This window comes from Ruegeria sp. CH2, from assembly GCF_056537065.1.
The window spans coordinates 68,530-90,292 of the sequence record NZ_JBQFQV010000009.1; the positions used below are offsets into that span (position 1 = coordinate 68,530).

Annotated in this window: 23 protein-coding genes; 11 read left to right on the forward strand and 12 right to left on the reverse strand. The window is 55.0% G+C overall.

What is annotated here, in order from left to right; translation table 11 throughout:
- Positions 1-43: 43 nt before the first annotated feature.
- Both ACR0M9_RS13300 and ACR0M9_RS13305 read right to left on the reverse strand, forming a co-directional pair.
- Positions 44-997 carry a VOC family protein gene (locus ACR0M9_RS13300; RefSeq protein WP_480773827.1) on the reverse strand — a complete coding sequence of 318 codons (954 nt, stop codon included), beginning with the start codon at positions 995-997 and terminating at the stop codon, positions 44-46.
- Between the two features lie 17 nt (positions 998-1,014).
- Positions 1,015-2,004 carry a nuclear transport factor 2 family protein gene (locus ACR0M9_RS13305; protein ID WP_480483487.1) on the reverse strand — a complete coding sequence of 330 codons (990 nt, stop codon included), beginning with the start codon at positions 2,002-2,004 and terminating at the stop codon, positions 1,015-1,017.
- Between ACR0M9_RS13305 and ACR0M9_RS13310 the strand changes: the two genes are divergently transcribed.
- Positions 1,985-2,890, forward strand: a complete 906-nt coding sequence (locus ACR0M9_RS13310) for a LysR family transcriptional regulator (RefSeq protein WP_480483489.1) — start codon at positions 1,985-1,987, stop codon at positions 2,888-2,890. The genes ACR0M9_RS13305 and ACR0M9_RS13310 overlap by 20 nt on opposite strands.
- Before the next feature lie 243 nt (positions 2,891-3,133).
- Here the strand turns inward: ACR0M9_RS13310 and ACR0M9_RS13315 are convergent, their stop codons facing one another.
- Positions 3,134-3,844: an MOSC domain-containing protein gene (locus tag ACR0M9_RS13315; protein WP_480483491.1), complete on the reverse strand. Its 711-nt coding sequence runs from the start codon at positions 3,842-3,844 to the stop codon at positions 3,134-3,136.
- Positions 3,845-4,387: a MarR family winged helix-turn-helix transcriptional regulator gene (locus tag ACR0M9_RS13320; RefSeq protein ID WP_480514547.1), complete on the reverse strand. Its 543-nt coding sequence runs from the start codon at positions 4,385-4,387 to the stop codon at positions 3,845-3,847. It lies immediately after the preceding gene.
- Between the two features lie 86 nt (positions 4,388-4,473).
- Here ACR0M9_RS13320 and ACR0M9_RS13325 point away from each other — a divergent pair, with 86 nt between their 5' ends.
- From ACR0M9_RS13325 to ACR0M9_RS13340, 4 genes are all read left to right on the forward strand, one after another.
- A complete protein-coding gene (locus ACR0M9_RS13325; RefSeq protein WP_480773828.1) occupies positions 4,474-5,223 on the forward strand; it encodes a hypothetical protein in 750 nt (249 codons plus the stop codon).
- Between the two features lie 56 nt (positions 5,224-5,279).
- Entirely contained in the window at positions 5,280-5,804 is a 525-nt protein-coding gene (locus tag ACR0M9_RS13330; RefSeq protein ID WP_480773829.1) for a redoxin domain-containing protein, read from the forward strand.
- A 343-nt stretch (positions 5,805-6,147) separates the two neighbouring features.
- A complete protein-coding gene (locus ACR0M9_RS13335; RefSeq protein ID WP_480546016.1) occupies positions 6,148-6,933 on the forward strand; it encodes a phosphodiesterase in 786 nt (261 codons plus the stop codon).
- A gap of 3 nt (positions 6,934-6,936) precedes the next feature.
- Positions 6,937-7,806 (forward strand): EamA family transporter, encoded by an 870-nt coding sequence (locus tag ACR0M9_RS13340; protein WP_480773830.1) that lies wholly within the window; start codon positions 6,937-6,939, stop codon positions 7,804-7,806.
- A gap of 292 nt (positions 7,807-8,098) precedes the next feature.
- On the opposite strand, the gene ACR0M9_RS13345 is transcribed toward ACR0M9_RS13340, so the two are convergent.
- From ACR0M9_RS13345 to ACR0M9_RS13375, 7 genes are all read right to left on the reverse strand, one after another.
- Positions 8,099-9,463 (reverse strand): aminotransferase, encoded by a 1,365-nt coding sequence (locus tag ACR0M9_RS13345; RefSeq protein WP_480773831.1) that lies wholly within the window; start codon positions 9,461-9,463, stop codon positions 8,099-8,101.
- Complete coding sequence (locus ACR0M9_RS13350) at positions 9,456-11,030, reverse strand: trimethylamine methyltransferase family protein (protein ID WP_480773832.1); 1,575 nt, start codon at positions 11,028-11,030, stop codon at positions 9,456-9,458. Before ACR0M9_RS13350 ends, ACR0M9_RS13345 begins: the two co-directional genes overlap by 8 nt.
- The gene (locus ACR0M9_RS13355) at positions 11,027-13,093 is read right to left on the reverse strand and encodes an FAD-dependent oxidoreductase (protein ID WP_480773833.1); all 2,067 of its coding nucleotides are present in this window, start codon (positions 13,091-13,093) and stop codon (positions 11,027-11,029) included. The genes ACR0M9_RS13350 and ACR0M9_RS13355 overlap by 4 nt, the downstream gene beginning before the upstream one ends.
- Positions 13,094-13,155: 62 nt before the next feature.
- On the reverse strand, positions 13,156-14,217 hold the full coding sequence (locus ACR0M9_RS13360) for an ABC transporter substrate-binding protein (protein ID WP_480773834.1): 1,062 nt from the start codon (positions 14,215-14,217) through the stop codon (positions 13,156-13,158).
- 17 nt (positions 14,218-14,234) lie between these two features.
- Entirely contained in the window at positions 14,235-15,332 is a 1,098-nt protein-coding gene (locus tag ACR0M9_RS13365) for an ABC transporter ATP-binding protein (protein ID WP_480773835.1), read from the reverse strand.
- Positions 15,329-16,117 carry an ABC transporter permease gene (locus tag ACR0M9_RS13370; RefSeq protein ID WP_480588105.1) on the reverse strand — a complete coding sequence of 263 codons (789 nt, stop codon included), beginning with the start codon at positions 16,115-16,117 and terminating at the stop codon, positions 15,329-15,331. Before ACR0M9_RS13370 ends, ACR0M9_RS13365 begins: the two co-directional genes overlap by 4 nt.
- Complete coding sequence (locus tag ACR0M9_RS13375) at positions 16,114-16,971, reverse strand: ABC transporter permease (protein ID WP_267366088.1); 858 nt, start codon at positions 16,969-16,971, stop codon at positions 16,114-16,116. The genes ACR0M9_RS13370 and ACR0M9_RS13375 overlap by 4 nt, the downstream gene beginning before the upstream one ends.
- A gap of 130 nt (positions 16,972-17,101) precedes the next feature.
- On the opposite strand from ACR0M9_RS13375, the gene ACR0M9_RS13380 reads away from it, so the two are divergent.
- The 4 genes from ACR0M9_RS13380 (at position 17,102) to ACR0M9_RS13395 (ending at position 19,835) form a co-directional block, all read left to right on the forward strand.
- Positions 17,102-17,740 (forward strand): TetR family transcriptional regulator C-terminal domain-containing protein, encoded by a 639-nt coding sequence (locus ACR0M9_RS13380; protein WP_480773836.1) that lies wholly within the window; start codon positions 17,102-17,104, stop codon positions 17,738-17,740.
- Positions 17,741-18,147: 407 nt separating this feature from the next.
- Positions 18,148-18,540, forward strand: coding sequence for a COG4315 family predicted lipoprotein (locus ACR0M9_RS13385; protein WP_480773837.1), 393 nt, complete (start codon positions 18,148-18,150; stop codon positions 18,538-18,540).
- 42 nt (positions 18,541-18,582) lie between these two features.
- Positions 18,583-19,092 carry an RNA polymerase sigma factor gene (locus ACR0M9_RS13390; protein ID WP_480773838.1) on the forward strand — a complete coding sequence of 170 codons (510 nt, stop codon included), beginning with the start codon at positions 18,583-18,585 and terminating at the stop codon, positions 19,090-19,092.
- Positions 19,089-19,835, forward strand: coding sequence for an anti-sigma factor family protein (locus tag ACR0M9_RS13395; protein WP_480773839.1), 747 nt, complete (start codon positions 19,089-19,091; stop codon positions 19,833-19,835). The genes ACR0M9_RS13390 and ACR0M9_RS13395 overlap by 4 nt, the downstream gene beginning before the upstream one ends.
- Positions 19,836-19,890: 55 nt before the next feature.
- Here ACR0M9_RS13395 and ACR0M9_RS13400 read toward each other — a convergent pair whose 3' ends face one another.
- On the reverse strand, positions 19,891-20,313 hold the full coding sequence (locus tag ACR0M9_RS13400) for a hypothetical protein (RefSeq protein WP_480773840.1): 423 nt from the start codon (positions 20,311-20,313) through the stop codon (positions 19,891-19,893).
- Here ACR0M9_RS13400 and ACR0M9_RS13405 point away from each other — a divergent pair.
- Complete coding sequence (locus ACR0M9_RS13405) at positions 20,313-20,864, forward strand: hypothetical protein (RefSeq protein ID WP_480773841.1); 552 nt, start codon at positions 20,313-20,315, stop codon at positions 20,862-20,864. The genes ACR0M9_RS13400 and ACR0M9_RS13405 overlap by 1 nt on opposite strands.
- The gene (locus tag ACR0M9_RS13410) at positions 20,861-21,604 is read left to right on the forward strand and encodes an FHA domain-containing protein (RefSeq protein WP_480773842.1); all 744 of its coding nucleotides are present in this window, start codon (positions 20,861-20,863) and stop codon (positions 21,602-21,604) included. Before ACR0M9_RS13405 ends, ACR0M9_RS13410 begins: the two co-directional genes overlap by 4 nt.
- Positions 21,605-21,763: the final 159 nt, after the last annotated feature.

Sequence of the window (21,763 nt, forward strand, 5' to 3'; positions counted from 1 at the left end):
CGGCCTGCAAGATACGCCTTTGTTCTTGGCCAATCATGCAGGTTCACTTCCTTTCGACAGTGAACCGCGTTCCCCAAGGGTCTGTCAGCTCTTGCGGTTGCAATACAGTCCCATCCGTCAACAGCACGATCTCATCCAAGCCGCTGCTGTCAGTTGGACGAGCTTTTGCACCATTGCTGTTCCAGACGTTGCCTGCAAAGTGATGGTGGTACCCACCCGAACTGTAGAACCCTGCTGAACCTTCGTGCAGCATGCGATCCTGCGCTAGATGTCGTGTCATGAATTCGTCGACCGCATTGATATCCCCGACCTGTAGGTGGACATGTCCGACCACCATAATTTCCGGAGCCCCGGACCAGTCTTGACGGGCCGCACCTGCAATGGCCTCCAGGTCCAGATGATGCGAGCCCATGCGGATATACTCTCCATCCATCTGCCATGTTTCAACAGGCCGGTCGGCGTAGATTTCGATCCCATTGCCTTCTGGATCGTTTAGATACAGCGCCTCGCTGACGTCGTGATCCGCCGCCCCGGTCAAAGGGATGCGGTTTTGTGCAGCATAGATCAGCCAGCGTCCCAGGTAATCGTGGTCCGGCATCAGAAAAGCTGTATGGAAAAGACCCGCCGCATGCGGATAGCGCCGCGCAGCACGGTCTTGGCGCAACTCGAGCAGAACGTTGTTTCCTGCGCCCAGTTTCAGGGTTTCGCCATCCCGCGCCAATTCCTCAAGGCCAAGCACTTGTTGGTAAAAGGTCCCAACAGTGTCCAGATTGTTCACAATCAGTGCCACACGGCCGATTGACACGGGGGCTTCGCTGCTTCTCATGCCATAGGCTCCTTTTCTGAGTTTCGAAACCCCCTTCCCATCAACCGCGCTGGCGTAGGCCCGCGTTGCCAGCATATCAGCGATCATCGCTGTACCGGCGGCGGCAGTCAAACCTCCGGCCATCCTGTTTAGAAATCCTCGCCTGTGCACATTGCCGGGTTTGATGGTCATGGGGTTTCTCCTGATCCTCAATACTCGAACACGCCGTTGGTGTTTGCAGATTCTCCGGTCTGCGCTTCTTCGATGTCCCAATGCTCTACGATGAAACCATTGTCATCAAAGCGGAAGATATCGAAAAATCCGATGCCCAGATCGCCCTCAATGTCGAGGTTGGTCTGCTTCGAATGAACCAGCACCATGTCGCCCATCGCAATAGTCTTGGCAATTTCTGTTTTTAGGCGCACGTTATCAGCAGCTAGTCCGGTCAAGTATTCTGCCAGAGCATCGCGCCCATCCGGCACGCTCGGGTTGTGCTGTATATAGTTCTCGGAGGAGATATACGCTTCGACCGCTGATAGATCACTTGGGTTTTCAAAGCTTTTCAGAACGGCGATAGCACGTTCACGGTTCTGCTCGATATTCTGATCGGAATAAACATCTGCGTTTGGTCCCTGAAACATGGTGTTTTCATTCGCCGCGCTTTCGGGGACCTGCTGGTAGTGGTCCCAGTGTTCGACCAGTTTTCCGTCCTCGGCGCGCCAGACATCAACATAGACGTACTGGTCCCCGTTACTGCCGGTCCAGACAGAATGGATTGCAACATAGGAACCCTCGGCAAGCACACGGTAGAGATCCACCTGCACATCAGGATCGGCAGTCAGTTCACTGGCAACGGCCTTGATCAACTCAACCGGCCCGTCGCCATATGCGGTGGCATGCTGAACATAGGTATCGCCGATGTACTTCCCGAAATTGTTGAGGTTCCGGTAAACCAAAACATCCCGATAGAACCCTTCGGCCAGTTTGATCGAGGCCTGGGTTTGTGCGTCAATGCTTAGCTTATCAGCATGGAGCGGAGTGGAAAGCGCCATAACCACAGCGGTTGCAGCAAAGAGGACGGATCTTCTAAACGGCATGGGTTTACCTTTTCGGTTGCATGTGGCGACCAGATAGAGATTTTCATTGATGAAAATAACAGAAAGAATAACCATACAACTCATGAAGAAAAACGATAACAAGGAACTCGGCGTCCGTTTGATACGCATGTTTGCCGCGGTCTATGACACAGGTTCGATCACGGCGGCGGCCAGACGTCTGGAGGTCACACAATCCACTGTCAGCCATGGATTGAACCGGCTACGCGGAATTGTGAAAGATGAGCTGTTTGTCCCTATGGGGCGCGGTATCTCTCCTACGCCGCGCGCAGCCCAGTTGTTTGCACAAGCGCAACATATTCTGGAGGCAGTGGACGCATTTACAGAACCCGCGCAATACGAGCCTCGTGATGACAGCGGCCAGTTTGTGATCGCCGCCAATGATTATGAGACCGAAATCGTGCTGAAACCCTTATTTCACGCGTTGCGACACCGCGCACCGAAGGTACAACTGCGCATTTGGCGCGCGCAGTCGCAACAAGACTGGGCCGAACTACTACGCAACGGGCAGGTCGATCTGGTGCTGGCGCCCGAGCTTACCGGAACCGAAGCCGACTTGATGCAGAAACTGATCCTGACCGACAATGATCTTTGCTATTTCGACCCTGACCACGTGACTGCTCCTGATACAATCGCGGCTTATTGCGCGTTGCCCCACGCGGTCATGATGCCCGGGCAACACGAACTTACCGCTATCGATTTGGCGCTCAGCCACCTGGAAAGGCATCGCCGCATCTCAGTGACGCTGCCCGGTTTCTCGGCAATCGCCTCTCTTATTCGCGGGACCAATACTATTGCGACTATGCCTGCGCGGTTAAAGGACAATATCTTTGCCGGCTTTGCTCATTGCAGCCCACCCGTCGACCTGCCACCCGATAGAATTGCGCAGATCTGGCACATGCGCCAGGCAGCGTCACCTCGCCACCAATGGCTCCGCGCGCTCATCTCGGAGATAGCGACCGCCCGATGAAGGGCAAAGGAACTTTGATTGCCATCTCTGAGATGGCGCGCAAAAGACGTGGTCCGCCGCATGCGGACCCTCCTTCCGACAACCGGAACTGATATCCTAACTGCGAAAGCGGAACGTTCACTGGAAACTTCCTGGCTGATCAACCGCCAGAAATTCATATAGCCCCTTGACGTGCCGATGTGCACCGCGCTGGCGACCTGCCCATGTCTTCCAACAAACATGCTGAAGTCTCGCAGTGGGGCCTTAAGGCGATGTGTTCGACATGCTCCCCAATCTCGCGCGCGTATCTTCTTTTACGTCGCCCATCGCCATGCGCGCAAAGGCTTGCCGCCAGCCAGGGGCGAGGTCCGTCAGATTTGCGAGGGCTTCGGCATCCTTGCGGGAAACTCGTCGTGTCAGTCGGGCGCGGGTCACGTGCTGCACGCTCCAGTCCGGATTGCGCCTTTCAATCAACGTTATTCGATCTCCTGCTTCGACCTCGCCGGTTTCCAGAACACGGTAGTACCACCCAGTGCGACCCGTTTTCTGAAACAGGTAGGGCATCCTTTCATTTCCGGTGTGCAGTCCCAGTTTCCAGCAGGGCTGACGGCCCTGGCTGATTTGAACGATTGCCGTGCCCAGCCTCAGGATGTCGCCAATGCACAGATTTTCCTCGGTCAAACCGGTTGTTGAGATGTTTTCACCAAATGCTGCGGGCTCTGCGCCGGGGGGCAGCTGCCCTTCTCTCTGCCAATCCGCATAGTGATCCTGCGCATAATGGTGAATGGCTTTTTCTGCACCGCCATGCACGGTCAGGTCCGCCTGTGCATCATCTGAAAATCCAGTAAGCGAAATGACCTGACGGCCAGACACCCGATCCTTCTGAATGGCAGAGGGCGGCTTTGCCTCCCAGCGGTTCGTGACACAACCCAGGAAAATGCCACCTATTACTGTCGATAGTTCAGGAAGGGTCATTCAGGCCTCTTTGTGTTCAATACATATCTTTTCTTCTTCGCCACGCTCGAGGCTCACTTCCAGCAAGCTGCAGAAGCCATTTTTCTGACCTTTCTTATGATAGGCGCAGGTCATGCATTTCCCGAACGAGTGACCACCGTTCGCTGCCAATGCCAACATCAAGCTCTGAAGCAGACCATCCTTGAGAGACACCTGAACGCTGGAGGGCAGATTGCCGATGGCGTCAGCAATCGGATTGGCCTCTGTCAAAACAGAGGCGCCCGCCTTGGACAGTTCGTACGAGATCGACCGCTGGTCAGATTTTTGTCGGTGCTCGGCAGCGTATCCCTTGCGCACAAGCGCTTTCAGTGTCTGGGACATCGTTCCGCGGGTTGTCCCAAGGTACTCAGCGACATGTGACGGTGAACGGGAAAACTGATTTGCCTCGGAAAGGTACTCCAGCGCCGCCCTTTGTGTCGGGTTCAGGTCGCCCGTCCAGCCCGCAGCGGAATCTATCCGGGCAAGACGGTTGATAAGGATACGAATACTGTGGGCGGTTCTCATGCCCAACAAGTAGCGAGTCGAAATTAAAGTTGCAATATGTTTCTCCGTTTGGTAGCGAGTCGATATCACTTTACCGGAGATAAGAAATGATACTCACCTGGAAATCACTTGCTGCAGTTGTGATCGGAGCTTCGTCCGCCGTCGCAGAAGGCGATCACGCGATACATCAGGAGGGGGCTGTTGTCTCTCCCGCTGATGTCGCCAAGGTGGCCGACTTTGACATCCTTGCAGCGCATGCGCATCGCAACGGCAATACCATTACGTTCCACATGACCACCAATGGTACTGCCGGGGCATCGGTGCCGGCAGGAACCGGGGCAGTAGGAGGGTCAGACGTCTGGTCCTATGTGTGGCCTACATCCCTGGATACGTCTGCAGTAGGTTTCGAAGGCGGCGCCGGCATCTTGGCAATGGCTGCAACCAGCCACCCGGATTTTGACGACACCCCGCTGTTTGATGAAAACGGCGATGGCGACCCAGCCAACGACGGTATCGAATGGCACAGCCACTGGGTTGTTCTCGCCCCGACCGAAACTTGCGGCCCGGGCGCCCTTGCAGTGCGCGATATCCCTGAAGGGACGACGCCAAAGCTTCCTGCAACCTGGCCTGGATTCCCAATCTTCCTGGACAGCCCAGGGTTCACACCGCTGTTCGATGGTCCGGAAATTCAAGTCAAAGCCGGATTTTCCAACGACGTTCAGTTGGAAGGCATCGCTTATGATGGCGTAACCTCTGCTCTGCGGGTAAACGCCAACATTCACGCTCCGCTTTTGTGCGTCACGGATGTTTTCGACATTGCCTCGGGCGACCTGAGCCTACCGGGCAAGCTTCAATAACGATGTCAGCCGGTCGTCTCAGGCAGGCGGCCGACCTCTGAACAGGAGAGGTCAATATGCAAGCGCCTGAACTGCAGGTCAGTGAATGGTTCAACACTGACAAGAACTTAATGCTTTCGGATTTCCAGGGTAAGGTTGTCGTCATTGAGGCTTTCCAGATGCTATGCCCAGGCTGCGTCATCCATGGCATCCCTCTGGCACAAGCTGTGCGGGAGCATTTTTCCAACGAACACGTCGCCGTAATCGGGTTGCACACCGTTTTCGAACATCACGACGCAATGACGCCGGTATCACTGAAAGCCTTTCTTCACGAATACCGTATCAGGTTTCCTGTGGCGGTCGACAAACAGGGCACCGGGCCTTTGCCGGAAACCATGGCGGCATACGGAATGCGCGGCACGCCCAGCCTTGTTCTATTGGATCAGTCAGGCCGGATTGCGGCACATCACTTTGGCCAGGTCTCTAAGCTGCAGCTGGGTGCAGAGATTGGAAGCCTACTTGCCAGCGAGGCTGCCGCTGAGGACACAAGTCGGCAACCCAGCCAGGCCAGGCGGTGTGATGACACTGGCTGCGCTGTGTGAGACGGCGGCATACAGAGGGCAAACCTAAGCGTATCTACCTCCTCGGCGTGCGCGACATTGGTTCTCCATTTTCTCAGCTAAGCAAAACTGCCCGGGTTCCACATGTTCGTTTAGGCACGGTACCGCGCCCGTTTCAGACTTGCGTACCCGCGACAGCAATACGGCCGGATTATCGGGACTACGGCTTCACATCATTTGGAGGAAGTTTCGCGAACTCTGTCGTGTTCGACTGCAAACCTTGTCGCGTATGAGCGAGTGAACCCAGTGAAATTCTTACTAAATCCGTGTGATCGGCAAACTTCGTCGATACCTTGTTTCTTGCAATACTCGGGGAAAATGGCTGATGAAATTCATTCACATCACTGACATACACCTCGTCCGCGACTCCGGCCCGCTAAACGGCGGCTTTCCATCCCAGCGGCTGGACGCCTGTTTGGACGATATCCTTCGGTGGCATTCCGATGCGGCGTTCTGTGTCATCTCTGGAGATTTGGCTGAATTTGCTGAGGATGAGGCCTATCGGGCGCTCAAGGCGAAACTGGCCGCATTTCCGCTCCGCTCATTTCTGCTGATTGGAAATCACGACGACCGAACTGTTTTCCAATCGGTCTTCCCGGATCATCCAAAGGATGCCAACGGGTTTGTCCAGCATCGGTTCGAAACGGATGAGGGGGTTTTCTTGTTTCTCGATTCAACCAAAGACGGGCGCGATGTGCATGAAGGGCAGCTTTGCCCTGCCCGGCTGGACTGGCTCAGGCAGCAACTGACCCAAGCCGAGGACAAGCCAACCTATGTGTTCCTGCACCACCCGCCCTTTGACCTTGGCATTCCCCTTGTGGACGAGATCAGGCTGGTCGAAGCGGACGCCTTTGCTGACGCACTCAAACACGGGCGCAACATTCGGCATGTGTTTTACGGCCATGTGCACCGCATGACCTATGTGAACTGGCGTGGCATTCCATTTACCAGCCTGCCCAGTCTCAACCATCAGATTCCGTTGAATGCGGCCAGTGTCGATGGCGAGTTCTGCGACGAACCTCCGGCCTACGGTGTCGTACAGATCGCCGAGGATCAGCTGACGGTGCATTTCAACACTTTCCTGCAACGCAACCCATTGCATCAGACCTGAGGTATGGAAGCCTATTGGATCGCATTGGTTCTGGTTTCGGCGGCAACCCACCCATTGCGCGACCTTACGCTGAAAGGGGTTGCGCATCCGGTGTCGTGCTATGTCGGAGTGTCTCTGACCTGGGTGATCCTGGCGGCGGTTCATACGCTGGTTATGGGTCAGGAATTGAGCCTGCCACTTGAGACCTGGCCCTTTGTCGCAATCTCAGCCCTTGGGTTGACCTTCTACTACTACGGCACATTGTCGGCCCTGAGACGTGGGAACCTGTCGGTTTATTATCCGATTATCCGTTCGTCGCCGATTGCTATTGTCGCCTTCAGCTGGCTGGCCCTTGATCAGCATTACTCGTGGTTCACCCTGCTGGGGATCGCATTGGTCCTGCTAGGCAGCCTGATGATTCAGAAGTCGCCTAGCGGGCTGCTGCATGATCACAAAGCATTCGCGCTGGCAAGTATGGCGATGCTGGGATCGGCCGCTTATTCGCTAAGCGATGCCCAAGCGATGAAGCTGACCAATCCGGCACCTTTCCTGTTTTTCACCTATATTCTGGTGACACCGCTGCTTGCTGGCATCAGAGCCTGGGAAGATCGCCACTTGTCAGCCCCGTTTCTGGGGGTCGTGCGTGGCTGGGCACAGGCACCGGTGCGGATCGCTTTTGCCGGGATTGCGTCCTATCTGTCTTACTTGTTCATCCTGACCGCATTCCAGCTTGGGGCCGAAGCCGCCACAGTCAGCGCGGTACGGCAAGCATCGATCCCGGTTTCAGTGACCCTCGCGGCGATCATCTTGAAGGAATCCCGTTTTCTGCACCGTATCGGCTGGGCAAGCCTGATCGCATTGGGAATCCTTTTGATTACGCTGTCCCGAGGTTGAAACGGTAGTCACTGTCTTGACGCGCTACGAACTCGTCCTTCGTTTACTGGCCTTGTTTGGGATCTCTCTGGACGTAATTAACCGGTCCTGTAATGGCCGTGCACGACAGAAGCAAACGACTACACTGATGATCCGAAACACTCCATCTCTGGAACCAACGTGTAGATGCTATAGTCGCTCGGGCAGTGCAAATACGCCAACTCCTTGACGAAAACGAACTTGGCAATCCTTAAGATCTAAATGCCGCTACGGTAGCCGATCTCCAGGTTTTCGCAGCGACAGCCTGCAACAGTCACCGGCCACTGATCCTGCCGAGCCACTCGGATGTCGCTTCTAGCCCTTGTCGCAGAATAGCAAACATATGCTCGATTTCGCTTTTTGTAATGATGAGGGGCGGTGAAAGAACACACATGTTGATCACGGGTCTTACAAGCAGACCGCGTTTCTGGCATTCCATATCGATACGACTGCCAATCTCATAGTCGCGCCCAAGCTCGCTCTGGGGATCGCCATCGACTGAGCACTGAACACACCCCATCAATCCCATCCCACGCGCATCGGCCACAATGTCAATCTTGCGCAACTGCTGTAATTGATCCTGAAAAACCGGGCCGACTTTTCGAACGTGATCGAGTATCTTTTCCCGCTCGATAATCTCGATGTTTTTCAACCCGGCAGCCGCGCTGACCGGATGGCCCGAATAGGTGTAGCCATTCGAAAAGGTGGCATCTTTTCCCGCAACATCCGCTATCAGTCGATCTGAGATAATCGCGGCCCCCATCGGCGCATACCCGGATGTCATCCCCTTGGCGCAGGTGATTATGTCGGGCTGAATGCCAAAGACAGCCTCGGAAGCGAACCAATGACCCAATCGCCCGAAAGCCGTGACAACCTCGTCTGATATATACAGAACATCATACTTCTTGCAGATGTTCAGGCAGCGTGCGTGATATCCGATTGGTGGCACGATGACACCGCCCGAGGCCAAAACCGGTTCAGCAATAAAAGCGGCAACATTATCCGGGCCAAGCGCCACAATGGCGTTTTCGAGATCGGCAGCTTTCTCGTTCAGAAAGCTTTCATCGCTTTGACCGGGCGCGCGGTAAAGCGGGTTCACGTCCGGCAGGAAATGCGCCAGGTCGTCGGCCTTGTCGAGCCAAAGCCTGTCACGTTCTTTTCCACTGACGCTGGCTGCCAGATAAGTGCTTCCGTGATAGGCTTTTTGCCTTGAAATGATTTTCTTTTTCTCTGGCCGACCCATAAGGTTGTTGCGGAAATGGACAAACCGGATGGCTGTATCAACCGCGGTGGAACCGCCGGTTGTAAAGAAGACATTATTCAGATCGCCGGGCGCACGTTTGGCGATTTCGCGGGCGAACTGTGCCGCAGTCGAGTTGGTGTTGTTGAAGGGTGAGAAATAGGCAAGATTCCGGGCTTGCTCGGCCATTGCTTCGGCCATTTCCGTGCGCCCATACCCAATCTGGGTGCACCACATTCCCCCCGGACCGTCGATCAGGCGAGCCCCCTTTTCGTTTATCAGATGGATGCCGCTGGCACCTTCGATAAAGGTGCGGTCGTTTTCACCCAAAGCCTCCATCCCTTCCCACGGGTGCAGGAAGTGGTCGTTGTCCCATTGCTTGGCGTTGGAGTTATCCATGGCGGGCCATGCTTTCCGCGCTTAGTACAATAGGGAATTCTTCGCGCACCCGAGCGTCCAAAGCACCAAAATAATTAGGAAAATGGCTGTCGAGGATGGAATTCGCCTTGTTGCGGGCGCGGTCCAGCAGATCCGTTTTCCCTTCATTCTCCCAAGTGTCCGTACGCTCGCGGTCCATCAGCTGTGGGTAGACAAATTCGCTGTTCATATAGCTCAGCGTGTGCGGATTGCCGAGGAAATGACCCGGATCTATGGCGCATTGGTGAATCACATCCACCGCCATGGTTTCATCAGTAACCTCTATCCCACGCAACGATCGCAGGATCATGCCGCCCGCTTCGTCATCGATGACCATGCTTTCAAAACTGCATCCCATCAGGCTACCGATCATGCCACCAAACTCGCACAGGCGATTGGCGCCAGCATGCGCTGCAAGGGTAAAGGTCAGCGCCTTTTCCAGCCCGTATTGCGCATCAGGTATTTTTGCATCGGTCATACCTGCGCCCACCGAAGTGGGAAGGCCGTAGAAGTTGCCCATCTGAATTGCTGCGGCACCGATCAGCGCCTGTTCGCCGCTGCCGCCAGTAAAAGACCCGCTGCGCAAGTCCGTAATGAAGGGCCAGGCCGCAAAGCAGATGGGGCAACCCGGCGTGATCAGGTTGACGATGGCAACGCAGGCAAGTGTTTCGGCCACGGTCTGAACCAGCGTTCCCGCAAGCGTCGCAGGTGCCGTGGCCCCGGCTTGAGGTGGCACGGCCAGATCGACAGTCAGGCCAAGTTTGGCGGTATCAATCAGGATCTCCATATTTTCCTTGCCGATCCGTAAGGGGGAAACAATGGGGCAGCCGCCGAATATGACGCTTGGCTTATTCAGGAAAGCCCCCTCGCCCCCTTGGGCCAGATCAAACATGCGGATGGCATGTGGAATGTGGCTGCGGTCACGGAAAGTCAGGCAGGCGGGTTTTTGGCTGCCCGCAAGCATGGCATAAATGGTGTTCATGTCATGGGTGAAGTCATCGGTCACATCCGTCGCCAGAACCGTGTCGCCCAGCATGTGTATGTTTTCCAACCGGTCGACCAGGCGGGTGAAATCATAAACATCACGCAGAACCGACGGACGATAGGTTTTGGATTTGGAATCGAATGTTGTCACGGCGGTGCCGGAATTGGCAAAATAGACGCTTTCTGCCGTGCAATGCATGTCGTCCTTACCTTCGCGCTCCCCTCGGGCATAGACGTAAAACTCCTTGGCGGCACCTGCCAGAATGTCCTCCATCAGGGAGCGTGGGAAGCACAGCCGGTTGAGGTCACTCAGCACTGCACCTTTGGGAAGCACCAGCTCAAGCAACTCCGGGAAATGGTCGGTAATTCCGGTTTGTTCCAGGACGGTCAAGGCTGCATGATGGATGTTCTCCATATCGGTCTGAGTCAGCGGTCTATAGCGTCCGCCGCTCAGACCCCCGCGTACGGCTTCGTTACCCGTGGTCGTCTGTTGTACCTTCAGACGCGCTGCGCGCCCCCCGCCCCCGCGACGACGTGAACGGGGTGCTTCATTGGTGCTGTTCATGTTGCATCCTCTGCCAAATCAATAATCTCACGGCGAAACCAGTCTTTGTCTGCATCGGCCTTTGGGCGTTCGAAATCGCGGGCGGCGCGATGACCTGCAAAAACTGCGTCTGCGATCAGCCCCGGCGACGCGGCATCACCAATGAGGTCAAGGGTTTTCAAACCGGCTCCCTTCAGGCTGTCGAAAAGGGCGGTTTCACGCTGGCGCTCGGTCACCAGAACCGTTGAGGCGCACGGGATTTCAGTTTCGCGGTCGGTAAAGGCACAGCCTATCCGCACCGCGTCGCTCTGAACCGCCGCAAGCACCTGATTGCAGCGGATATCCACCCCCAGTTCGATCATGCGGGCCTGAATGCGGGACTGTTCCAAAGTATGAACGGCGTAGGCTGAAACCAAACTCTCTGGCGTGGCAAAAATGACCTGATATCCGGCTGTCGCCAATTTCTCGGCAATCACCCCCGCCAGATAGATGTGATCATCATCATAGATCATCACCGGGCCGTCCGGGAGCAGAACGCCTTTCATGATGTCATCAGGCGTCAACACCTTGGCATCCGGCGTGACCCTAGGCAGGCGGCGTTGCGTATTGCGACCCACTCCATCGGCGCGCCAATGGCTGCCTGTTGCAACAAAGACATGCTCGATGCCAAGCTCGGCGACTTGTCCGGCTTCGAGCTTGCTGTCCGAGAATAACTGAACGTTGGCCCGCTGTTTCAGATCGTTCAGGCGATAGTCAACCACCCGCGACCAGGCGGCGAGGCCTGGAAGTCTACTTTCCCTACCTACCCGTCCACCAAGTTCGGTCGAGGCCTCGGCCAGTGTTACCTGATACCCGCGCCGTGCCAATTGCATCGTGCATTCCAGCCCCGCAGGTCCGCCACCGATGACCAGCACTTCTGCCTCGCTTTTTTTCGGCGCGATGATCTCGGGGTGCCAGCCACGGCGCCATTCCTCGCCCATCGTTGGGTTTTGCGTGCAGCGGATCGGAATACCCAGATTGTCCGACGACACGCAGATATTGCAGCCGATGCATTCGCGGATTTCGTCGATCCTGCCTTCCTCGATCTTTTTTGGTATGAAAGGGTCCGCAATGGATGGCCGCGCGGCACCGATGAGGTCGACAATTCCCTTTTTGACCATCGACAGCATCATGTCCGGGGACGTCAGTCGGCCAACGCCAACAACAGGTTTTCGGGTGATCTGTTTGACATGGGACAGAAACGCATTCTGAAAGCCATCTTCGGGCTGGAAACGGGTCGTTGCGCTGTCATTGGACCAATCCGCGACATTCACGTCCCACAGGTCGGGAAGATCGGCCAATAGCTCAACAACCGCGCGGCCTTCTTCTGCCGCCTGCATACCGTCGGCGCCCATCATCTCGTCAATGGCAAAGCGGAACGCCACGGCACAGCTGTCGCCTATGGCTTCGTGGGTGTCTTCCAGCAGTTCACGGGTCAGCCGCACACGGTTTTCAAGCGACCCCCCATATTCATCGCTGCGCTGGTTCATATGGGGCAGCATGAAATGTTGCGCCAATGTCATGTTGTGCCCGGCATAGACATAAACGATGTCAAACCCGGCCTCTTTCGCGCGCAGGGCCGCGTCGCGGTGCCAGCGGCGGAGTTCCCGGATATCGGCCTTGTCCATGGCCTGCGCGTGCTTTGGTTGCGTCGTATCCACAGACATCTCGGACGGCGCAAGAACCGGAGCGCGGGTTAGCAGGTTTTGCGCGTGGTTGCCGTTATGAACCAGCTGTATGGCCGCCAGCGCGCCATGTGCATGTACTGCATCCGTCATCAGCCGCAGCGCAGGCACATCGCGTGCGTCCCACAATCGCCCCTCGGGGAACGGGGACAAGTCCGAGGTTGGATGAATCTCGGTCTCCTGATTGGACACCACGGCCCAGCCACCTTCTGCTTTCATTCCCCGTACGGCAGCGTCCGCCCGCGGTCTGAGATGCCCCATCCCGGTGCAATGCGGCACCTGATAAAAGCGGTTTCTGGCTGTCACCGGCCCAATCTGGACCGGTTCGAAAAGCAGAGCATATGGGTTCGCGTTCGACATAATCACGCGTTTTCCTGTATTTTTGGGGTCCGGAGCCCTTAGGCCCCGGATGATGGGTTGTGTTAGAAGCCGGCTTTGATCCGCTCGAATTCGGCCAGCATCTTTGCCTCAAGCTCGGGGTTCACAGCGTCAAAGAACAAGCTGCCTTCGAAAAAGCTTTTGGGATCGGAGAAACCATAAGCATCGATATTGGCCTGATCGGCGATTTCGAACGCTTTTGCGTTGGAATGCGGATAGCCCCAGTTGTCGATGATGTACTGACCACTGGCAGGGTCCGTAAGCGCGTTCAAAAGGTCATAGACCTGATCGACCGGTGTCGTGGACGATTTCAGATGCACATAGCCACACGCCCAGGTCGCGATGCCCTTGTCCACGTTGCGCATCATGGCCGCGGGCACTTCGTTCCAGATCAGGTTCAGTTCGGACTGGTTCCAGGCCCACCCCATTTCGATCTCGCCACTGGTCATGGCCTGGTCAAACTGACCCGCATCGGACCAATAAAAACGCATATTCGGGTGGATCGAGCGCAGGAAATCCGATGCTTCCTTGAATTGCTCATCGCTCAGGTTGGTGTAGTCATCCGCGTTTCCGGTTGCCAGCGCGGCCAAGGCATAAGCAGACGATGCAGCATCCGGGATGGCGATTTTGCCTGCATAGGCCGGGTCCGCCATCAATTGCAGTGAGATGTCATCCCCTGATATCTTGTCGGTGCGATAGATAAGACCTGTGTTCCCCCATTCGAACGGCAGCATGTAAAGCTGGCCGTCCAGAACGATGGCGTCGACCTCTTTGATCTCGGGCAGCACATCCGCCCAATTGGTCAGCTTGCTTTCATCCAAAGGCTGAATCAGATCAGCTGCGACCCATTTTCTGACCGCGTCAGAACAAGGATGTGCCAGATCAGCGGTAAAACCGGAACTCAGCTTGGTAAAGGCTTCTTCCTGGCTTCCGAAATAGGAATAGCTTGGCGCTTCATCCCCGTATTTTTCCATGTAGCTGGCAAAGAATCCGGGATCTTCATATCCCGACCAGTCAAAAACCGTCAGATCGGCGCCACCTGCACTGGCACTGCCTGTCGTTATTGCCGTCGCACACGCGAAGGCCGCAATTCCCTGAAGTTTCATTCTATCCTCCCTCTGTTTTATTCCGAGATCGTACCAAGATCGATCACGCTAGCCGCCTGAAGCCCCAGCCAAACGACATCGCCGCGTTTAAAGTCGACCGTGTGGAAATAGTTCGGAACCGAGACCGAGATTGGTTTCTCGGCCCCAGCCACCTGAATGTGGTAGTGAATATTCTCACCGTAGAAGGCGACGTTGCTGACAGTACCCTGAACCGTTGATGGGTAGTCTTCAGGGCGGTCTACAGCAATCTCCAACTGTTCCGGTCGAATACCGATGTTCATGTTTCTGGCGCTGGTCGCCACATTGGGGTTTCTCTCGATTTCCATCCGCCCGAAGGCAGCCGCATCGATTGACAACATGTCACCGCTTTCGCTCAGTAACCGGGCCGGCAATATGTTCATCTCACCGATGAAGCTGGCCACTTGTTGATCACAGGGACGGGCATAAAGCGTCGTTGGCGTGTCAACTTGTTTGAGTTGTCCGTTGAACATCACGCCGATACGGTCGGACATGGTCATAGCCTCGTACTGGTCATGCGTGACCATCACAAAGGTAATGCCAAGCGACTGTTGCAGATTGCGCATTTCAAACTGCATCTGTTCACGCAGCTTCTTGTCAAGCGCTGACAAGGGTTCATCCAAAAGCAACACCTTTGGCCGCATGATCAGCGCGCGGGCAAGCGCCACCCTTTGACGCTGCCCGCCCGACAACTCGCTTGCGCCGCGATCCTGAAGACCACCCAGTTCGACCATTTCCAAAGCTTCGGCGACGCGCTGGTCGATCTCGGCCTTGGGCGCTTTGCCCCGCAACCCGTAGGCTACGTTGTTCCCGACATTGAGGTGTGGGAAGATTGCGTAGCTTTGGAAGACCATGTTCGTCGGGCGGTTGTTGGCCGGCACTCCTTCCATATCCTGACCGTCAATCAGCACCTTTCCCCTGGTGGGTTCCTGAAAGCCCGCGATCATACGTAAAACCGTGGTCTTACCGCATCCCGAAGGACCGAGGAGCGAAAAGAACTCACCCTCTTTGAGGTCAAGGTTTATTCCGCTCGCGGCCACAAATGTGCCGTAGCGCTTTTCGACGTCCCTGAGCTCTATGATGTTTCTGTGTGTCATCGGACCTCTGATGCGGATGAACGGCGGCGGAAGTATTCGGCCAGAACCAGAAGCAGAACCGAAGTCAGCAGCAGGATCGACCCCAGCGCCAACACATTTGGAAGCTTGGCGGGGAAACGGATCTGGCTCCAGATGTAAACCGGCAGGGTTGGCTGGTTGCCGGACAGGAAAAAGGCAAGGACGAATTCATCGAAACTGACGGTGAATGTGACCAAAACACTGGCTACGATACCGGGGGCGACGACCGGCAGCGTCACGCGGCGGAAGGTTTCGAACACACCGACGCCCAGATCGTAAGATGCTTCCTCCAGTGATGCATCGAAGTCATCAAAGGCTGATTTCAAGATCGAGACAGAGAACGGCAGCGCGAGAAACGTGTGGCCCAGAATGACGGTCAGCAATGACGGCTTGAGACCAAGAAACAGAAACAGGACCAGCATTGAAGAGGCGACGATAATACCTGGGATCACCAAAGGCAGCATCACCAGACCTTCTGCCGCGCGTTGACCCCGAAAACGGTACCGAACAAAGGCACGGGCGGCGAACAGCCCCATGGCGGTCGACAGAAGGGCAACAACAGTTCCGACGGCAAGCGAGTTCCAAAGCGCCTGGATCAACGTGTCCTGCTCGCCTAGCTTACGATACCAGTCCAGTGTCCAGCCCTTAATCGGGAACGCAACGATTGTGCCGCTATTGAAAGAGAACAGGGGCAGGAACAGAACCGGCAGATACAGAAACAGCAGATACAGGAACGCATAGGCTGTCAGGGTCGAAGGACGTCTCATCTGATCCGCCTCCCCAGCCGCGTCGCGGACATCACAAACACGATGGCCACAAAACCCACCGAAAGCATTGCGATCAGCGACAGCGTGGCCCCAAGGGGCCAGTTGTTGGCGGCCCCGAACTGCACCTGAATAAGATTGGCGATCATCTTCCCGTCTGAACCACCAACCAAAGCCGGGGTCACATAATCACCGACGGTAGGGATGAAGATGATCAGGCAAGCAGCAATGATACCTGGGATCGTCAGTGGCAGGGTCACCCGCATGAAACGTTGAAAGGGGCTGTTCCCAAGATCTGTTGCAGCCTCAAGAAGGCTCGGATCGATCTTTTGCAGTGAGACATAGATCGGCAGGATCGCAAATGGTGCCCAGGCATGAGCGAGCGTCAGCACGACTGCGAATTCGTTGTAGAGCAGGAAGTCGAGAGGTTCGCTGATCAAACCCAGCGCCAGAAGCGCAGAGTTCATCACGCCGTTGAACCCCAGAATGAGCTTCCAGGCAAATACGCGCAGCAAATAGCTGGACCAAAACGGAATGGTGATGAGCAGAAGCCAGATGGTCTTTTTCTGGGCCTTCATCGCGATAAAATACGCGATGGGATAGGCCAGCGCGACGGTGACTATGGTCACCGCTCCGGCAATCCAGATTGATCTGAGCATCAGGTGCCGGACCAGCGGATCCGCAAACGCATCGCTGTAATTCTTCAGTGTCGGTGTCTTGTCGAGCGTCACATAGGTTTGGGTCCAGAATGAATAGGCAATCAGGATCACCAATGGCGCCGCGACCAGAAAGCCCACGTAAGCCGTGGCTGGCGCGCTGAGGGTATATCCCCGGGACGCTTCGCTGCGAAAGATCACCCAACCTCCCTTCCCGCAATTCACGAGTCACTAATGGACGATCGTCCATTAAATGTTGCGCCAGAATGGCCTTTCGTGTCAATATTCCTGTGAGCTACCTCTATGAGACATTCACAAACGGTTGGTAACATTGAATAAAGCGCAAAGTGTCAAGGAACAAAAACGCGGTTCAAAGCGGGATCCGGAAGCCAATAAACAGCTACTGATCGACGCGACTCTGGACACGATTGCCGATATTGGGGTTACCGATACCTCGGTCAGCCGAATCTGCGAGCGCTCCGGTCTGTCACGCGGAATGATCCATTTGCATTTCGGGGGTAAGGACAATTTACTGACCGCAGCCGCCCAGCATTTCAGCACCGAGTATTATGCCGAGATGGACAGACGGACAGATCTGGGCGCGAGCGCAAGACCCGAAGACCGTGTTATGGCAGTGATTGAGGCCGACCTGTCAGAAGCACTGCTCAATCCCCGCAGTACTAAAATCTGGCATGCGTTTCGGGGTATCGCAAGCTCTCATCCAGGTATCGCCCGTTACAGCAGCACTCAGGATGACAAACTTGTCGAAACCTTGCGGTCCGCGTTCACAGAGATAGCCTCGGAAAACAGGGGCGACCCGAACCTGGTAGATGACGCAACCAGCGGAACGCTGGCCTTGCTGGAGGGGATGTGGGTGAACTACCTAACCGATATGCAGGGATTTTCACGCCGCCGCTCTGTCAACCTTGTTCGAAGGTTTTTATGCGGACTTTTCCCCGGAAAATTCTAGGTCTAAGTCTAGGCGGCGTTCCAATTCAAATTGGATAGCTCGGAGACAGAAGTTTCTGAGAGATAATTGTTCCGGGCGCATGCAATCAGCTCGCCTGTGCTTTCGTTTTGCAAGATTCGCGATAGCCGTGCCAACACTTAAATGTCCTTACTTCAGATACTGACAGGTGACGAAGCACCCTGCCCCACGGGCCCTAACGCGCTTGTCCCACTTGTCGAACAGATACAGGTTCTTCGTACCCAAACTGGATATGCGTGACCTTTCCCATAGGCGTGGACTCTGGCTTTACCATCAAAACAATGCCCACACGCCGCCGAAAAAATGTTTCACTTTGGGGAATTTTTTCCAGGTGCCTTCGTAGTTGTATTGTCTGCCATCCGGCAGACCTGAAACAGTCGGAGAATACAATGTCCCTAAAGTCCCTTACTTTTTCTGGTGTCGCGCTGGTTGCGACTGCAACCGGTTCATTTGCGGATGGTCACACCGGTGCGCCAGCCGTAACTGGCAAGCTCAACGGAGAAACCTTCCTGATGGATGCGCACAAGATGACTCTCTATACCTTTGACAAGGACGAAACAGGCGTTTCGAATTGCTATGATGACTGTGCCACCAAATGGCCGCCGCTGATGGGTGATGCCAACATGGAACTGAAAAAAGGCTACAGCCTGATCGAACGCAAGGATGGCAGCTTTCAGGTCGCCTACAAAGGAAAGCCGCTTTATCTATGGTTCAAAGACGAAAATCCTGGGGACATGACAGGGGACGGTGTAAAAGGTGTTTGGCATATCGCACGACCCTGAACCTTGGTGCCGGGGGAAGGTTTCCTCCCCCGGCTTACGTACATGCTTCAGTCATTTGAAAACCAGCTTGAAAACTGCCTCCCCGATCTTTGGCGTTATGCCTGGTCGCTGACCCGTGATCGTGATGCGGCGGATGATCTGGTGCAGGATTGTGTTGAACGCGCCCTGCGCAAACGGTTGCTTTGGCTTCCGGGGCGGCCGTTGAAACCATGGCTCACTAAAATATTGTTAAACCTCTATCGGGACAGGTGGCGTCGAGAAACCAAATTCAACACTGTCGATCTCGATAACATTTCAACACTGGCAGCTACGACAAGCACGGCCGAAGAACGGTTGGAAATCAAGGCAGTCTGGAAGGCGCTGGATTCTGTTCCCCAAGATCAGCGAGAGGCCCTTCTTTCTGTAGTGATTGGTGGGCTAAGTTATGACGAAGCGGCCACAACTTTGTCCATTCCAAAGGGTACGCTAATGTCGCGGATATCGCGCGCGCGTACTAAAATCAAATCTGAAATGGACGCTTCGGCCGCCGTGAAGATCAGGAGCGTGAAATGACGCACACCCCATCCATCGAAGACTTGGTTCAACGTAGCATAGACGGTGAGTTGTCACCGGAAGAGAGCGAACGCCTTGACCGTCACCTTGCCCGACACCCGGACGATGCAGCGCGTTTTCGTGCAATGCAGCGTCAAACAGACCTGATAGACAAGGCGGTCCCTGTTCCTTCTGCGGCACATCTTCGAGGTCTGCAAAAACAGGCCACGCTACCCTCGCCAGTCTCTTTCAGGCTGGTTGCTTCGGTTGCGGTTTTTGCTGTTGGTTTTGGTTTGGGATCTTATTTGGAACCTTGGAACAGTCGGACAACCGACGATCTGGCATTGTTTTCGCAACACGCAAAAGCGGCGCATTCTTTATTCGCCGTTGAAGTTCTACACCCTGTGGAAGTTGCCGTGGACGAAAAGGATCACTTGCAAACCTGGCTCTCCAATCGTCTGGGCTCTGCCATTATCGCGCCACAACTTGGGGAAACCGGGTTTTCCCTGATTGGAGGACGCCTTCTGCCCGCAGGAGACCAAGCCTCAGCTTTATTTATGTACGAGAATGCTGAAGGTGATCGGTTGAGTTTGATGGCCACACATGGCGACACAACTCAAACCCAATCATTTCGGTTTCGACAAGAGGACGGATATCTTGTCGTCTTCTGGCAGGACGGGCCCTGGCAGTATACGTTGGTCGGGGACCAGAAACGTGACCCGATGGAGCACATCGCCCGCTTGGCGCATGGTCAAATGATCTAGAGACCGCTTTCGACGGCTTGGCTCGCGCGGAAGATTTGCGACAACACCTTTGGGGTTATGGCAAATCATCTAACAACATCGGGTACAGCAAGTTTCCTGCCTGCGGCCCGGCCCCGAGGTAATCAACCCATTGATCGGTCGACTCGTTGTACCGCCGGTACCGTTCGATCTTGTCATATAGCCCGTTGACGATGGTTTGCTGTTCTGAAATCGGAAGGCGCACCCAATCATCTTCAGTAATAGTCATGATCTGAGACTTATAGGGCAGGTCAGACAGGTATTCGTCCAACGCCACTGCTTCGGCAAGGCTGGGGTCTGACTGGCGTGATACCTGATCAGGTCTGCGGCTCATGTCTGCGGCAACTCCCAGAACCTGTGCAAAGAACTGATCAGGGTTCACGACGTTCCGCTCGGCCTGGTCGACAATGATCCGCAATGCTTCTTCCAGGTTACTCAGATCTGCCTTCGAGATTTTCAATGAAATTACCCTTTGATATCAGAGATAAACTCTCACTCGCAAATGATATTTTTACCTTCCTTGGGCACCTCGGTGCCGGAGTTGGCGCATTTCTTGCGTTTCTCGGTATTACTTCCAATTTGACGAACAATACGTCCAGTATTGTGTTCAATGCTCAGGTTTCTTCACTGTCTTTACCTGTCCGCCTGACATTATTAGTTTTAGTCGCTGCGGCATTGGGATGGGGATTGGGTGCACTTGTCGGAAAGCTAAGTCAGCAAAGAAATGAGTCTCTTGGCTTTGCAGCTTATGTCGTCGCGCTTTTGTGGGGCGGCCTTATGGTGGGGGCCGCTGACTGGCTTTCTATTGCGCCCCACCAACAGGTCTTGCCGGAAATCCTGTTATTCACTGTCGCAGGAACGGGTCTTGCCCTGTGGGTCGCTGGATTCCATTTTCAAAGCGCCGGTGCAGGTGGGAGGCGAGCACTGCGGGTCAGGTGCGACGCGCTGTTCCTATTCTCGATCGGCGCGGCCCTTTTTATGGTGCTTACTTTGTTGGGGGCACGGACATGAAGCTCGGTGGACCTCTGGATTCAAAAAACGCCGCGCGCCTGCTGGGCGCCGCCGCTGTCCTAGATTTTATGTTTCTGGGTTTTGTATTGGTCACTTTGGAACCTGTGTTGCGTCAGGAACTACGGTTGGGAAATACCGGTCTGGCCTTACCGGTAGGGCTTTATCTGATCCTGGTCCTTAGCTACTGGTTGATCTGCGAAGGTTTTCTTGGTGGGCACAGCCTGGGACGATATGCCTTATGTCTGAATATGCGCGACAAACGCGGCAATCCGGTATCTCATATGCGGCGTTCTACCCGCGCGTTGAAGAAGATCATGTCGTTTGGCTTAACCGGAGCAAATCCGAACGTCGCATCCCGGTATGACAGGGCCGCCGATGTGACATGGTACAGCCCGATGGCTCCCCGCGCCTTGGCCTTTTGGCAACTGGTTGTTCTGAACGGCCCGGATCGCGGCAAGTTTGTCGAATTTCGGAATGTTAAAGGCTTGTCTAACACACATCAGATCAAAATCGGACGTGACAAGAACTGGGCTGATCTTGCGCTTTCTCGCAGCGAAAGAACTTCGGGTCAGCATTGTGTTTTACGCGTAGAAAAAACGGGCGATCTTTTTATTCGTGATATGGGCTCAACGAACGGAACCTGGACAGGTGGACGGCGTGTCGGTCCTGAAAAATGGGTACCGTTGGCCGCGGATGGTCGGTTCCGTGTAGGAAATGTCCAGATTGCCACGGTCAGGTGACCAGTTCCAACGTACCGCGGGTTTTAGCATAGTTTGTTAGCTACAAATGCACGGCAGGTATTGCGGCTGGTTAATTCCCTAAATTTGACTTTGGAATTGGTTAGTCACTCAGGATTCCACGGTCATCAATTGCGATCCGGTTGCGACAAGACCTCGGTA

Bases quoted from the DNA above. Each gene is read 5' to 3' on its own strand.
- ACR0M9_RS13300 (WP_480773827.1), bottom strand. From the start codon at position 997: ATGACCATCAAACCCGGCAATGTGCACAGGCGAGGATTTCTAAACAGG.
- ACR0M9_RS13310 (WP_480483489.1), top strand. From the start codon at position 1,985: ATGAAGAAAAACGATAACAAGGAACTCGGCGTCCGTTTGATACGCATG.
- ACR0M9_RS13315 (WP_480483491.1), bottom strand. From the start codon at position 3,844: ATGACCCTTCCTGAACTATCGACAGTAATAGGTGGCATTTTCCTGGGT.
- ACR0M9_RS13320 (WP_480514547.1), bottom strand. From the start codon at position 4,387: ATGAGAACCGCCCACAGTATTCGTATCCTTATCAACCGTCTTGCCCGG.
- ACR0M9_RS13325 (WP_480773828.1), top strand. From the start codon at position 4,474: ATGATACTCACCTGGAAATCACTTGCTGCAGTTGTGATCGGAGCTTCG.
- ACR0M9_RS13330 (WP_480773829.1), top strand. From the start codon at position 5,280: ATGCAAGCGCCTGAACTGCAGGTCAGTGAATGGTTCAACACTGACAAG.
- ACR0M9_RS13335 (WP_480546016.1), top strand. From the start codon at position 6,148: ATGAAATTCATTCACATCACTGACATACACCTCGTCCGCGACTCCGGC.
- ACR0M9_RS13340 (WP_480773830.1), top strand. From the start codon at position 6,937: ATGGAAGCCTATTGGATCGCATTGGTTCTGGTTTCGGCGGCAACCCAC.
- ACR0M9_RS13345 (WP_480773831.1), bottom strand. From the start codon at position 9,463: ATGGATAACTCCAACGCCAAGCAATGGGACAACGACCACTTCCTGCAC.
- ACR0M9_RS13350 (WP_480773832.1), bottom strand. From the start codon at position 11,030: ATGAACAGCACCAATGAAGCACCCCGTTCACGTCGTCGCGGGGGCGGG.
- ACR0M9_RS13355 (WP_480773833.1), bottom strand. From the start codon at position 13,093: ATGTCGAACGCGAACCCATATGCTCTGCTTTTCGAACCGGTCCAGATT.
- ACR0M9_RS13360 (WP_480773834.1), bottom strand. From the start codon at position 14,217: ATGAAACTTCAGGGAATTGCGGCCTTCGCGTGTGCGACGGCAATAACG.
- ACR0M9_RS13365 (WP_480773835.1), bottom strand. From the start codon at position 15,332: ATGACACACAGAAACATCATAGAGCTCAGGGACGTCGAAAAGCGCTAC.
- ACR0M9_RS13370 (WP_480588105.1), bottom strand. From the start codon at position 16,117: ATGAGACGTCCTTCGACCCTGACAGCCTATGCGTTCCTGTATCTGCTG.
- ACR0M9_RS13385 (WP_480773837.1), top strand. From the start codon at position 18,148: ATGTCCCTAAAGTCCCTTACTTTTTCTGGTGTCGCGCTGGTTGCGACT.
- ACR0M9_RS13390 (WP_480773838.1), top strand. From the start codon at position 18,583: ATGCTTCAGTCATTTGAAAACCAGCTTGAAAACTGCCTCCCCGATCTT.
- ACR0M9_RS13395 (WP_480773839.1), top strand. From the start codon at position 19,089: ATGACGCACACCCCATCCATCGAAGACTTGGTTCAACGTAGCATAGAC.
- ACR0M9_RS13405 (WP_480773841.1), top strand. From the start codon at position 20,313: ATGAAATTACCCTTTGATATCAGAGATAAACTCTCACTCGCAAATGAT.
- ACR0M9_RS13410 (WP_480773842.1), top strand. From the start codon at position 20,861: ATGAAGCTCGGTGGACCTCTGGATTCAAAAAACGCCGCGCGCCTGCTG.